The 12,773-nt window shown below is 47.8% G+C and carries 13 protein-coding genes; 8 read left to right on the top strand and 5 right to left on the bottom strand.

Going from position 1 to position 12,773, the window contains the following annotated elements; all coding sequences use genetic code 11:
• The first annotated feature begins 1 nt into the window (after window position 1).
• The 8 genes from L0Y31_RS09590 to L0Y31_RS09555 all read left to right on the top strand — a co-directional run bounded on the left by L0Y31_RS09590 (window position 2) and on the right by L0Y31_RS09555 (window position 7,758).
• Window positions 2–781, top strand: coding sequence for a 3-hydroxyacyl-CoA dehydrogenase (locus L0Y31_RS09590; RefSeq protein WP_234736907.1), 780 nt, complete (start codon window positions 2–4; stop codon window positions 779–781).
• 87 nt (window positions 782–868) lie between these two features.
• Complete coding sequence (locus L0Y31_RS09585; RefSeq protein WP_234736906.1) at window positions 869–1,822, top strand: phytanoyl-CoA dioxygenase family protein; 954 nt, start codon at window positions 869–871, stop codon at window positions 1,820–1,822.
• 6 nt (window positions 1,823–1,828) lie between these two features.
• The gene (locus L0Y31_RS09580) at window positions 1,829–2,764 is read left to right on the top strand and encodes a beta-1,6-N-acetylglucosaminyltransferase (RefSeq protein ID WP_234736905.1); all 936 of its coding nucleotides are present in this window, start codon (window positions 1,829–1,831) and stop codon (window positions 2,762–2,764) included.
• Between the two features lie 59 nt (window positions 2,765–2,823).
• Window positions 2,824–4,041: a glycosyltransferase family 2 protein gene (locus L0Y31_RS09575; protein WP_234736904.1), complete on the top strand. Its 1,218-nt coding sequence runs from the start codon at window positions 2,824–2,826 to the stop codon at window positions 4,039–4,041.
• 28 nt (window positions 4,042–4,069) lie between these two features.
• Window positions 4,070–4,342 (top strand): hypothetical protein, encoded by a 273-nt coding sequence (locus L0Y31_RS09570; protein WP_234736903.1) that lies wholly within the window; start codon window positions 4,070–4,072, stop codon window positions 4,340–4,342.
• Window positions 4,343–4,407: 65 nt separating this feature from the next.
• Complete coding sequence (locus L0Y31_RS09565) at window positions 4,408–4,986, top strand: RNA polymerase sigma factor (RefSeq protein WP_234736902.1); 579 nt, start codon at window positions 4,408–4,410, stop codon at window positions 4,984–4,986.
• A complete protein-coding gene (locus L0Y31_RS09560) occupies window positions 4,983–5,780 on the top strand; it encodes a tetratricopeptide repeat protein (protein WP_234736901.1) in 798 nt (265 codons plus the stop codon). Before L0Y31_RS09565 ends, L0Y31_RS09560 begins: the two co-directional genes overlap by 4 nt.
• 112 nt (window positions 5,781–5,892) lie before the next feature.
• The gene (locus tag L0Y31_RS09555) at window positions 5,893–7,758 is read left to right on the top strand and encodes a hypothetical protein (RefSeq protein ID WP_234736900.1); all 1,866 of its coding nucleotides are present in this window, start codon (window positions 5,893–5,895) and stop codon (window positions 7,756–7,758) included.
• Between the two features lie 58 nt (window positions 7,759–7,816).
• Here L0Y31_RS09555 and L0Y31_RS09550 read toward each other — a convergent pair whose 3' ends face one another.
• The 5 genes from L0Y31_RS09550 to L0Y31_RS09530 are packed head-to-tail and all read right to left on the bottom strand — an operon-like array spanning window position 7,817 to window position 12,773.
• Entirely contained in the window at window positions 7,817–8,785 is a 969-nt protein-coding gene (locus L0Y31_RS09550) for a tetratricopeptide repeat protein (protein WP_234736899.1), read from the bottom strand.
• 33 nt (window positions 8,786–8,818) lie between these two features.
• Window positions 8,819–10,594 (bottom strand): protein kinase domain-containing protein, encoded by a 1,776-nt coding sequence (locus L0Y31_RS09545; RefSeq protein WP_234736898.1) that lies wholly within the window; start codon window positions 10,592–10,594, stop codon window positions 8,819–8,821.
• Between the two features lie 6 nt (window positions 10,595–10,600).
• Window positions 10,601–11,386, bottom strand: a complete 786-nt coding sequence (locus tag L0Y31_RS09540; RefSeq protein WP_234736897.1) for a caspase family protein — start codon at window positions 11,384–11,386, stop codon at window positions 10,601–10,603.
• Window positions 11,387–11,394: 8 nt separating this feature from the next.
• Window positions 11,395–12,171, bottom strand: coding sequence for a PP2C family protein-serine/threonine phosphatase (locus L0Y31_RS09535; protein ID WP_234736896.1), 777 nt, complete (start codon window positions 12,169–12,171; stop codon window positions 11,395–11,397).
• On the bottom strand, window positions 12,168–12,773 hold the full coding sequence (locus L0Y31_RS09530) for an FHA domain-containing protein (RefSeq protein WP_234736895.1): 606 nt from the start codon (window positions 12,771–12,773) through the stop codon (window positions 12,168–12,170). The genes L0Y31_RS09535 and L0Y31_RS09530 overlap by 4 nt, the downstream gene beginning before the upstream one ends.

Raw genomic sequence — 12,773 nt, 5'->3', positions numbered from 1 at the left:
GATGGATTTTTTAAACGCTACCGCCCTGATTACCGGAGGAGCTTCTGGTCTCGGCGAAGCCACCGTGCGTCTTTTTCACGAACAAGGTGCCAATGTAGTTATCGTTGACCTGAACGAAGAACGGGGAAAAGCGCTGGCTACCGAGTTAGGCCCCAAAGTCCGGTTTGTTCGTACGGACGTTACCAGCGAAACCGACGTTCAGGCGGCCGTTGATCTGGCCATGCAGGAATTTGGTTACTTATCGATCACCGTCAACTGTGCCGGTATTGCCGAAGCCAGGAAAACCATTGGAAAGGTAGATGGCCTTTACGGACCTCATTCCCTGGCGGCTTTCGAAAAAACCATCAAAATTAACCTCATTGGCACCTTCAACGTCATTCGTCTGGCGGCTTTTGCGATGGAAAAGAACACGCCCAATACCGAAGGAGAACGCGGTGTCATTATCAATACCGCTTCCGCTGCGGCTTTTGACGGACAGATTGGTCAGGTAGCTTATGCAGCGTCAAAAGGCGGTATTGTGAGCATGACTTTACCCATTGCGCGGGATCTGGCCCGAACGGGCATTCGGGTTATGACCATCGCACCCGGTCTGTTTGAAACTCCCCTCCTCCTGGGTCTGCCCGAAGAAGCCCGCCTTTCGCTGGGCCAGCAGGTGCCGTTTCCGTCGCGGTTGGGTCGCCCGCAGGAGTATGCGCTGCTGGCAAAATCCATTGTGGAAAACCCAATGCTCAATGGCGAAGTGATCCGGCTGGATGGTGCCATCCGCATGGCTCCGAAATAAATTCGATTATCCAGAAAATTTTTACAAAATCCGACTTACCTTTTTTGAGGCCAATTGATAAAGTATCGAAACCTAAATACTTTAGCTATGCCTCCTCTAAATACGCCCTGGGTCGAATCTCCTTTTTTTCTACAGGAACTGGAAGAATCAGCTTACAGCCCGGAAACCAAAGTGCTGCTTCAACAGTATGCTGAAGATGGCTATGTCGTTATTGATCCTGAAATCGACGAAAAGGTCCTTACAGAAGTACGTGATAGCCTCAAACCCACTTTTCAGGATCATGGGACCAACCGTTTGCAGGACGCCTGGAAATACAATGAAGCCGTAAAAAAGATTGCGTCGGCTCCGAAAGTCATGCAGGTATTGACGATGCTCTACCGTCGGCAGCCTGTTCCTTTCCAAACCCTCAACTTCAGTACGGGCAGCCAGCAGCGCACGCACAGCGATTCCATCCATTTTAACTCGATCCCGGAGCGGTTTCTGGCCGGCGTCTGGGTTGCTTTGGAAGATATTCATGACGGAAATGGGCCGCTTCACTATTATCCCAAAAGCCACAAACTTCCTTTTTACGACCTGTCTATATTGGGCTTAAAAGGCTCGGCTAGCACGTCGATGGAAGAGATGCTGGCTAGTTATTACGCTCGTTATGAAGATTTTATTGCTGAGCTGGTAGCCAAGAAAAAGCTGGAGAAACGCGTATTAAATCTCAAAAAAGGCCAGGCTATGATCTGGTCAGCCAACCTGCTGCATGGCGGAGAGCCGATTACGCAGGCAGGTAGCACCCGGTATACGCAAGTCAACCATTATTATTTTTCCGACTGTGCTTATTACCGCCCGATGCTAACCGATATGGCCCTCGAACGCATCTCCATTCAGAAAGTAACCAATATCGCTACGGGTCAGGAAGTTAAGAGTAAATATCTCAATACCTCCATTAATCATATTGGCTACGCCTACAAGCTGTATCTGCCGGGCAATATCATGCGCACGCTGGTCCCATCTGGCGTACGTCGTTGGGTAAAACAAATCACCAATCGATAGGTCGGCATGGACTCTTTCAGGGCATCAAGCGCCGGAGCGAAGCTTTCGCCTCGTCTTGTCTATCTTTTGCTGGTCCATACGTTACCGCAGCAATGCCGGCGCCTGATTGAGCGTCTGCAAAGTTCGGCGAGTACTTTTTGGGTACACGTGGATGCCAAAAGCGACCAGTCTGTTTTTTGTCGCGAGCTACAGGGGCTTCCTGTTCGATTCGTGCAAAAACGCTATCATGCCCAATGGGGACGCTATACGTTCGTTGAGGCGAAATTAGCAGGTATTCAGGAAATTATCGACAGCCAACAGCTTTTTGATCAGCTTATTATCCTGAGTGGTCAGGATTACCCGCTCGTTAGCTCTGAAGCGATTAGCACCCATTTTAGCGCCTACCCCAATTGCAGTTTTGTGCATCATGTGCCCATTACGCAGCTCGAAGCAAACATGCACGATCGGGTTAGCAAATACCATTTTTATCTGCCTCTTAACCGGGCGATTATTTATCCGTACGACAACGGAGGCTGGTTAAAAAAGAGAATTAATGCAGCAATCAGACTTTCGGGACAATTTCCCCTACCCCGCCCAGCCCTCCTTGGCTACCCGTTTTATTTTGGCTCCAACTGGGTCCGCCTGAGCTGGAAAGCAACCAACTACTTGCTCAAAAAAGTGGCCAGCTTTCCAGAAATAGCCACCTTTTTCAGGCGAACGCTGGTTTCAGATGAATTCTTTTTTCAGACGCTTTTGCTCAACGCCAGCGAAGAAGAACGCGGAATTATCATCAACTCCAACTGCACGTTCACCCACTGGAACCGTCCACCCGAAGCCTACCAAACGCCTCTGTCTATGAACGACTTAGAGAGTTCACTAACTTCCCAATGCCTGTTTGCCCGAAAATTTAACGAGCTCTATGACAAAAAACTACTGACCTGGCTGGATCAACATCATAATTAGCTAGACCAGCGCCTACCATTAACACTGCTTGATTCATTACTCCCTTGTGACGACCTTTTATGCTTACTAAAATCTATACCGAATACATCATTTCAGGTTCAGCCAAGGTCAGGCTACCACGCGCAGTTCCCACCCCAACGCTTTCGGTGGTTCTGCCCTGCCTCAATGAAGCCGAAACCCTAAAAACGTGTATCCTCAAAATTCAACAAACCTTTTTTGAAAATAATATTCAAGGAGAAATTATCATCGCAGACAACGGCAGTACGGATGATTCACAGGCCATTGCTTTACGCTGCGGCGCTCGCTTGGTGTCAGTGCATAAAAAAGGCTACGGAAACACTCTGCAAGGGGGAATCATGGCTGCCAGAGGCCAATACATCATCATGGGCGCTGCCGACGACTCTTACAATTTTTTTGAACTCCCTCGTTTGCTGGAGCAGCTTGAAGCAGGCTACACCCTGGTGATAGGAAACCGGTTTAAAGGCGGCATCGCCAAGCAAGCAATGCCGTTGCTTCACAGATACTTAGGCAATCCAATGCTGTCGTTTATAGGCCGGCTTTTTTACAACATTCAAATTGGCGATTTCCACTGTGGCCTGCGGGGTTTTCACAAAAAGGAGTACGAGCGCTGGAACCTGAGGTCCCCAGGCACGGAATTTGCCAGCGAAATGGTGGTAAAAGCCTCCCTAAATCAGGCTAAGATTACGGAAGTTCCGGTAACGCTCTCCCGCAACGGACGTTCCCGTGCTCCCCAACTTCGCACCTGGCAGGACGGATGGCGTCATCTGCATTTTCTGCTCGTATACAGCCCTCGCTGGTTGTTTATTATTCCGGGTATTCTAATCAGCGTTTTAGGCTTGTTGATCTGCCTTTGGCTGCTGCCCCATACGCCGGAAATTCGCCAAATTCAGTTCGATATCCATTTCATGCTGGTTGGAGCGGTTGCCCTCATTATTGGCTTACAACTTATTGCCCTAGGGCTTATCAGTCACATTAACGGAGCGATTACAACTGTTTTTCCCAAACGCCGCTGGACCGAACAGGTAACTAAACCCTCTTTTATCAATAAAATGATTTTTGGCGGCCTTTCATTTCTCCTGCTCGGTGGACTTGGCCTAGTGTACAGTTTTCAGATCTGGGAAGAAACTTCTTTCGGTCGTTTGGATCCTCAATATATGCTTCGTGTTCTGATTCCTTTTATTCTGCTTTTGACCATCGGCGTTCAGTTAATCTCTACTGGCTTTATGATCAGCATTTTATCAGGACACAAGCGTTAATGAGTTAATGCATTACAGTGCTACTTTTATGCCAAATCAACGATGGGTTGCGTTTTTTATACTGGCTGTGCTCTACGCGCTGGTTTATTGGGCTAAGGACGGTCTGGCAGGCTGGATTGCCCTGCTGAATATCCTTCTTCTGGGAAAAGTCCACGTAGCCTGGGATAAATACTTGTTACCGACCATTGTAACGCTTTGGGTTTTGGCGCTTTTTGCCCATCCGAAAATGCAGCGTTCCAAAGCGCTTCGAAGGCAACCGATCATTCCGTTTCTACCACACGAACCCATTAATCAAAAGTAACGCCACCCTTAATGAAACAACCTGTATCTTTCGATGGCACTGACTTGTCAGCAAAGTATTCCTAAATGTCTCATTTTAACTATACCGATAATCATACTCTTTACTATGCCCTGCGCCAGCATGACGAATCTGCTTTTGACTACGTCTATGACCAGTTGCTTGGGCCATTTACCCATTGGGTATATACCCATAACGGCTCCGAAATGGACGCCGAAGACGCCTTTCAAAAAGGATTAGAAAGCTTTCTGATTAACCTGGAAAATGGACGGTATCAGTTTCAGGCAACAACTAAAGTAACTAGCGTTATTTTTGATTATAGCAAAAAAGTGTGGATTAACGAAGTAAAGTCAGCCCGGCGGACCAAGAACAGTAACCTGACGGAAAGCATTCAGCCAGTCGACGATGCCGATCTACAGGCTAATCTTGAGCGGGCAGAGTTAGTACAAACGGTGCGGGCTGCGCTCAACCAACTTAAAGGAGATTGCAAAAACCTCATTGAATGGTTTTATATCGATGAATTATCACTACGCGAGATTGCAGAAAAATTGGGCTTAAAAGAAAACTCTACGAAAGCGAAACGCTACGATTGTACCGAAAAGCTAAAAGAATTCTATTTGCAACTGGCTAAACGACAAGGTTCATGAAACTGACACCTGAACAATATGAACTTATCGAAGCCTATTTAAATGGGCAACTTTCGGCGGCAGACCAAAAGGACTTAGAGCATGAAATCCAGGCGAATGCCGAACTCGCCGCCGAAATGCAGACTCAACGCGACCTGCGGGTAGGGCTACGAACTATAACCATTCAAAATCGAGTGCAGGCGGCGCTCAAACGCTATAAAGAACGCAAATCAGCTGAAAATAAGCCTCCGGTAATACCCCTCAACTCCCAGCCAAAGGCGAGAAGCATCGATTACCGCCGCTGGCTTACCGCCGCTTCAGCCGTGCTGATTCTGGGCTTTTCGACCATTTGGATTTGGCACCAGCAGGAAAAGAGAGCAAACTCCGCCCTGCTGGATAATTACATGCCTGATGCGGCGGCTTTCGACACCAAAAATTTTCCTTCCGCACTCAATCAAACCAGTAAGAACGATTTGCAGAAAGGCCTTCAATCCTACCGGAAGGGTAATTATGACGAAGCCATCGGGCAATTAAGAAAACTCTCGCCGGATCGGTCAACCAGCTCTGTTGTAAACTATTACTTAGGCCTTAGTCACTTGTCGAGGGGCGAAACAAACAAAGCCATTCTGTATCTGGAAAAAGCCAGCAATAGCCCCCAAGCCCAAATTCGCCAAAAAGCAATCTGGTATCTGGCAATGGCGCACCTTAAAAGTGGCAACAAAGCAAAGGCAAAACCGATCCTGGAACGAGTCCGCCGCGATGCTACAAATCCTTTCTATAAACAAGCCAACTCCTTGTGGGACAAGCTTTTTTAACGATAATTGAATAATAATAAAATTAATCACCTATACACCTAGTAATTTATTTGTGTATCTTTCTAGGTTCTTTTATGGATTCTCCATCATGGTTCCAAGCTAAACCGTAACAATGAAAACAGCTTTACATCTTCTTTTTTACTCATTCATTTTTTTGGTTATCGGCTGCTCTTTCGAAGATCTGCCCGACCGTAAAAACCGCCGTGCCTGCCAGCAGCCAACCGCTTCGATTGCCACGACGGTAGATGCCAGCGATTACCGTGCTTATACCATAAGCCTGACGAATAGTAGTGGTGATATCGAAACTGTCGAATGGCAGATAGGCACCTCATCAGAAACCCATAAGCCGACCGAAGCGTTTAAGGTAAATTTCGCGCAACCAGGCACTTACACCATCAAGGCTACCTTGAAAAACAGCTGTAACTTAAACACTACAGTTGAAACCTCCGTTGTTGTTTCGGCCTCCAACCCGACCGTTGCAACGGTTAGCACCGACAGCATTGGCACCACAATGGCAAACGTTTCCATCAATATTACCAAGGTGGGGAACGGCGCGATTACGGAATACGGCGTTTACTACTCAGAAGACCCTAATGTCAACCCTGGCCCCGATACAGGAATAGAAAAAGTGACGGGCAATCCCGCTTTAAATACCCGATTGACCATCCGCCTGAAAAACCTGAAAGTTGGCAAAAAATACCACTACCGCGCCTATGCCCGCAACTCGGTGAATGGCGAAGGCCGAGGCGATGTTCTGTCCTTGACCACCCGTAATATCGCCGCCGTTACTACCTGGATTAAAACCATTGGCGGCTCTGGTACAGAGGTTGGCTATTACGTTTTACCCAATGCAACCGGCTACCTGATTGCGGGAAATACTGGTTCCTCCAATGGAGACATGAAAAACGCCAGTAAAGGAAGTTACGACGGCTGGGTGGCTCAGCTTGACTTTTCCGGTACGATCATCTGGCAGGAAACATATGGCGGGAGCGGCGATGATGTGTTCCGTTACGTTCAGCAAACCCCAGATGGTAATTATCTGCTGATGGGTAACACGTCTTCAACTACTGGCGATGTGGGCAGCAATAAAGGCGATTATGACGCCTGGGTTGTAAAAATTAATCCGTCCGGTGGTATAATCTGGAAAAATTCATTTGGTACAGCCAATCGTGATTTTGCTTACTCCGGTGTTGTCACACCAAGTGGCGATCTTTTACTAGTAGGTGAAACGCTCACAAGCGGTGTACCCAGAGCATGGGTACGAAAAATATCCTCTTCAGGCAATGAGTTATTGGCCTACAACTGGACTAATTCGCCAAGCTCCGTCTGGAAACACATATTTTCTCCTACTCCAGGTAGCTATTTGCTTTCTGGTGCTCAGACGGTATCGGTTAATAAGTTTAATTTATGGACAGCTAAGTTTGATTCCGACAACAACTGGGCCAATCCAACCTGGCAATCGACTCCAGGCGGAATCTATGATGACGTTGGCTACTGGTCCGTTGCATCTACGGATGGTGGTATCTTCACCGCAGGTATCAATACAGCCGGAGTGGATGAACTAGGAACATGGGCACCCAACTTGTTTGCTGTGAAACATAAACCTAGCGGTAGTGAAGACTGGCAGAAGATCTATGGTGGTACGCGCGAAGAATTTGTCTACTCTGTGGCTAACTCAACAGATGGCGGTTACACTATTGTTGGCTACACTCAATCAGTCAATGGTGATATCAGTAACAACAAAGGAGGTAATGACCTTTGGCTAATCAAACTAGATGCCAGTGGTCAAAAAACGTCGCTTAATCGAACCATCGGCGGCAGTGGTAACGAAACAGGTCACTGTATCCAGCCAACCCCAGATGGCGGATATATTATTGTTGGTTTTACAACCTCTTCCGATGGCGATATTAGAACGAATAGGGGTGGCGAGGATATCTTGATCATTAAAACTGACAGTGAGGGGAATTTTAGGCAGTAGTGACACCAACAAAAAAGCCTTCCTGAATTGGGAAGGTTTTTTTGTTTAATGCTGCTTTTTAGTGCGTGTAGCGTAAACTCAACCCAATTCCCGAGCTGGCTGGTTTCAAGGCAAACCCTTTCTCTTTTTTAGGTTTATGAACCAGGAGATATACCTCGGCAAGCACAGCAGCAGCGGCCACGCCCAGACAGGCTTTGTAAACACTTCGTTTTCCTCTGGCTTTCTCGGCCTCACTATACGCCTTACTCCAGCGGTCATAATCTGCATCAGAATTGATAATGCCAGTGTTATCCGGATCCACTTCAGCATTGACTTTTTTCAGGTTATCCAAACTAGTCTGGTATTGGCTTTGTAGCTGGTAAGCATAAAAGCCAGCCCCTAAACCCACTAGCGCGGTGCCCACTTTCAACGCGACCCGACGGGATGGACGCGGCGTTTCGATAACTGGCTCTTTTGATGATGGTTGGACAACAGGCTCTGTGACTTTCTGGCTCGGCTTCTGCTGCGCTAAGAACTGCTTGCTATTTTCCACTTGAATCAGCAATAGGTCTTTTTTCTCGGCATGTTTCAGCGCTTCTTCGTAGTGTTTAATTGCGCCGGCGTACTCTTTGGCGGCGTATAATTTGTTCCCTTCGTTACTCCAGTAATCGGTCAACGTACTTTTAATAATGGGGTCGGCGGGATTGAGAGCCAGAATTTCCTGGTAGGTTGTTACAGCATCGCTAGCCTTTTGCTGACTCAGTAAGTCACTGGCTTTTTGGCGCAGCTCTATTATTTTATTGCAAAGCTGAATTCGTTCCGTGGCGTATTTATCCTGGGCAAAACCCGGCACTTCCAGACAGTTTTCGTATTGGCCTTTAGCGCGGTCGTAATTCCCCTGCGCAAAAAAATCATTGCCCCGCTTTTTGTAGCGGTCATACTCCTCATCCACTTTATAGTGAACATCCACCAATGATTTCGCCTGTGTCCCTTTGACAAACCCTACTGAAAGTAAGGCAATTAATAAAACAATGTAATGTTTCTTCATAGAAAATCGTTACGGTACAAGTTTAATAATAGCTTATTGGTTCCGTTCACACTCCCGGATCTTTTGCTCAACTTCTTTTGTACTTTGCAGCGCCTGAGCCACCTGGTACCAGGCCTTGGCCCCTTCGTAGTCCTCACGCCCAAAAATACGGTTTGCTTTGGCCAGATACTCGCTGTACGAAGCCGTGGCTTTGTCTATTGATAACCCATGCTTCTCGGCTAATTGCCTGGCTTGTGTGAAAACGCCTATCGCATCGGCTTTCCGATTTTCTTTATTTACTGCTTTCAGGCCCTTCTCAATCAGTTCGTTATACTCATCCTGAATTTTAATCCGCAATAAACGTTCGTCCTCTTTCCGTTTTGCCTCGGCTTCAGCAAGCACTTTCGCCTGAGCAAGCGCCATTTCTTTTTCTTTCTTGGCCAGGTCTTCAACCGGTTTGTTAAGCGGTGTTACAGCCTCGATTGTTTTGGTTGATTCCGAAGCTTTGGAATTATTGGTTGGCTTAATTTCCGGGCTTTTTGGCTCTGGCTTTGGCTTACCAACCGGTAGTGCTGCAACCACGACTGGAGCTTCCGGTTTAGAAGCAGGCTTTTTTAAGTTGAAGAAAGTGTAACCGACCACTAAGCCTGCAACGGTAATTGTGGCCGCTATGTATGGCTGTTTAGGCCACCAATCTCTTTTTTTCACTAGTTGGAGCGCAGTGACTTGTCCGCCGCTGGCGGGCGTGAGCACTGCCGTATCGAATAAATCGGTAACCTCCTGATCCTGTTGCGGGGCTGGAACAAAAATATCAGTTTCCTCCAAAACAGGCGCTCTCGGCGTTTCATGCACCTTCAAATTGCCTTCCCGCTTGTCAGGTGGTGCGTCAAATTCGTTGGCAGTCTGTTTGGAAGGGCTGGCTTCTGAAAGTATCAAGTTCTTAGGCGGTAAAACATGGACACCATCCAGTAAATTAAGTAGCTCTTCGGCCTTCCGAGCGCGCTTTCGGATGTCTTTGACCAAGCACCGGCGAATGAGGGTTTGGTAAGGTTCTGGAATGGTTTGAAGGCGCGCAGGCAACGAAACGGATACGATTTTTAATTCAATCTCCCGTTTAACAGCCTGCTCACTCAAAGCTTTTGTATCGGCGACAAATGGTTTTTCACCCGTAAAAAGCTCGTAAACAATGACGCCAAAGGCCCACAAGTCCAGGTTGAAGCTAACCATATTGCCTTCTATTTGCTCGGGTGCTTTGTACGAAGGGGTTCCTCGACCGTCACTGAGTTCGAAATCAGAGCTATCCATTTCGTCCTGATGGACGAGTTTACTTAAACCAAAATCAGCAATTTTTGGCACAAGCCGACCCTGGTTATCCCTTGAAATCAAAATATTGGCCGGTTTGAAATCCCGGTGAATAATCCGATGCAGATGCAGGTGTTGCAAGCCCTTCAGAATACCCCGAACAATGTCTTCCTTATGGGAAAGCTGGAGCGTGTTTTGCTTCATTAACATCGCTAAATTCCCATCTGGGTAGTATTTCATGATGGCAAAATCAACGACGCCGGTGTCCGTTTCCAGCCGGTAACAGGTATCGTAGCGGGCAATGTTGGTCTGACGAGGCACCCGCTGCGCCAACTCAACTTCTGCTTTTAACGACTTAGAATCATCTCCTTTAAATTCGCTAATTTTAACGGCTACCCATTCAGTCTCAAGCTGGTCTTCCACCCTCACGACTTTTCCATACGAGCCGCTCCCCAACAAAAAAGCTTCGTTGTGGGGACGAATTGGATACCGTTTACGAAAGTTCTGAAACGTAGAGATTTTTTCCATACTCTCTCAAAGATAGGACATCGGCAGATCGTCTGAAAATTTCCCGTAAAACACAGGGGCCTGCCGAAGCGGAGTATTCTTACGAACGCGAGGCGCTACGTAGTGATACAGTTCCTGAATCGTTACAATTTTGTCCCGGTTGGTATCGGCCTGCCCCGATAAACCGTGCAGCAGGTAGTACGAAAATACACCGCCCCCTAACCTTTTGGCTTCGGAAGAAAGCTGGCTATTACGCGATGACAAAATCATGACTGAGTTTTCGGTTTTGGTATGCGTTTCTTCGACTAAAGGCGACGTTTGTAGTCGGACGGCACGCATGGCCCCGGCCATACAAGCATCAATAATACAGATTTTCGTGGTAGCTGATGACGTCCGGAAAGCTTGTTTTAGGGCGTGATAGGTTAATAAACCCCTGGCTTGCGTTCCGGCTTCGTAGGTTTCACACCCTTTGCTGTTCCCATGTCCGGAAAAGAAAAACAAGATCCGGTCGCTTGCACCCGCCCGACGAAAAAGGGCCAGCGCCTCGCTAAGATTTCGTTGAGTAGCGTTTTTATTGCTTAAAAAGCGAATCTGACTAGCCGCTACCCGACCTCCCTGACGACTTTGCAGGTAGGTCATGAAACGTCGGGCATCATCTTCCGCATAACGCAGATCGCCGGTTCTGTCTGTTAGTTGCTGATAATCAGAAATTCCCACGACAACGGCATACGTTTTCCCATCAGGTTGTTTAAAGCCCTGACAAGCGACCAGAAATAGCACACATAAATACCGTATTCCCTGTATCCAGTCCATAGCACCCATTATTCCTGCACTACACGCAGCAAGTAGCCCGAATAATTGTCTTTGGTCTGGTTGTGACAAACGGCCAGTAATTCGGCCAATTTTTCCTGCTCTAAACCATCTCCAGCCAGAATACCCACCAGGCGTTCATCCGATAAATTTTCCAGAACACCATCTGTACACAGGAAGAAATAATCGCCCGGCAAGACATCCGTTAAGTGGGTTATGTCAGGCATGGATACTGTCTCGCGGGTGCTGCCTGTCTGCGCAACAACAGCGCGACTGAGCCGATTGCGCCAGGGATGGGTTTTTGCTTGTTCAGCCGTAATAATTCCGGCCGCAACCATGTCGTTAACCTGCTTGTGATCAATGCTTTGAAACAAAATTTGTTGCTGCCGAATGTGGTAAATACGACTATCACCGATATGCACAGCTGTAGCACCCTCGTCATGAAATTGCAGCAAGGCCAGGGTAGTTCCCATGCGGTTAACCAGCGGATGCGCCCGGCAATAATCAACCAGGTGCTGGTGGGCCCGCTGAAGCGCCTCGCCTATCGACTTTTCATCCATTCGAGCTGCACCAATAGAGCTAGCTATGGCCTGTGCCACAATCCGGCTGGCTTCTTCTCCTTTGTCCGCCCCGCCTATTCCATCGCAAACCAGGAACAACCGATCTTTAGCAGATGCTTTACCGATTTCGGGATAGATATAATCCTGATTGTTAGCCCGTTTTCCCAGCTCGGAAAAGGCAAGTGGCCAATCAAGGTGCGTTTTCGTAGGTGTTATTCGTAGGTTCATTGGGTACTGTCCGGATCAGAAAAAGCCGTTATCTGATAGGTTTCCAACATGATTTTAGGAATTATGTAGGCCTCCAAACGAAAGCTGTCCGCACCGCCCAGCCTGATAATTCCTCCGTAGGGCACATCAATTTGTTCGTTTTCGCGGAGGGCTGTGCCGGCCAGGAAAGTTCCATTCAAACTTCCACGATGTTGCCTGGTAACGGGATCTGTGGTTCCATCCTGAAGGCGGTAACGTAGCAGCCCAGTCCATTTATCAAAGCTTACGTCCAGCGTGCAGTGCCGCCGGCTAATGAAGCACTTTCCCTGGTGCATAAACCGGTCAACAACCACCGTGCACTCCGTCGATAAGCCGATCACGTTCAAACCAAATTGAAGCGGATAGACCACCGGCGTCGCGCTTTCTGTATAAATTAATTGTCCAAAAGAGGGCAAACCCGCTGTGATGCTCGGATCATAATAGCTCTGCGTCAACAGTTTATTGACGTAGCCGCAGCCCGGATGTTTACAAGTGATTTCTCCCCGCTCCCGGTCGGAGGCTTTCACCATAACCATCTGCCGACAGCCTCCGCAATGAATCAGGGTATTTTTAAATGCGTGCAT

This window comes from Tellurirhabdus bombi (genome assembly GCF_021484805.1).
GTDB lineage: Bacteria > Bacteroidota > Bacteroidia > Cytophagales > Spirosomataceae > Tellurirhabdus > Tellurirhabdus bombi.
This window is presented reverse-complemented; position numbering and strand designations above follow the sequence as displayed.

Coding starts and splice junctions, on each gene's coding strand:
- L0Y31_RS09590 (WP_234736907.1), top strand. CDS start 2: ATGGATTTTTTAAACGCTACCGCCCTGATTACCGGAGGAGCTTCTGGT.
- L0Y31_RS09585 (WP_234736906.1), top strand. CDS start 869: ATGCCTCCTCTAAATACGCCCTGGGTCGAATCTCCTTTTTTTCTACAG.
- L0Y31_RS09580 (WP_234736905.1), top strand. CDS start 1,829: ATGGACTCTTTCAGGGCATCAAGCGCCGGAGCGAAGCTTTCGCCTCGT.
- L0Y31_RS09575 (WP_234736904.1), top strand. CDS start 2,824: ATGCTTACTAAAATCTATACCGAATACATCATTTCAGGTTCAGCCAAG.
- L0Y31_RS09570 (WP_234736903.1), top strand. CDS start 4,070: ATGCCAAATCAACGATGGGTTGCGTTTTTTATACTGGCTGTGCTCTAC.
- L0Y31_RS09565 (WP_234736902.1), top strand. CDS start 4,408: ATGTCTCATTTTAACTATACCGATAATCATACTCTTTACTATGCCCTG.
- L0Y31_RS09560 (WP_234736901.1), top strand. CDS start 4,983: ATGAAACTGACACCTGAACAATATGAACTTATCGAAGCCTATTTAAAT.
- L0Y31_RS09555 (WP_234736900.1), top strand. CDS start 5,893: ATGAAAACAGCTTTACATCTTCTTTTTTACTCATTCATTTTTTTGGTT.
- L0Y31_RS09550 (WP_234736899.1), bottom strand. CDS start 8,785: ATGAAGAAACATTACATTGTTTTATTAATTGCCTTACTTTCAGTAGGG.
- L0Y31_RS09545 (WP_234736898.1), bottom strand. CDS start 10,594: ATGGAAAAAATCTCTACGTTTCAGAACTTTCGTAAACGGTATCCAATT.
- L0Y31_RS09540 (WP_234736897.1), bottom strand. CDS start 11,386: ATGGACTGGATACAGGGAATACGGTATTTATGTGTGCTATTTCTGGTC.
- L0Y31_RS09535 (WP_234736896.1), bottom strand. CDS start 12,171: ATGAACCTACGAATAACACCTACGAAAACGCACCTTGATTGGCCACTT.
- L0Y31_RS09530 (WP_234736895.1), bottom strand. CDS start 12,773: ATGCACGCATTTAAAAATACCCTGATTCATTGCGGAGGCTGTCGGCAG.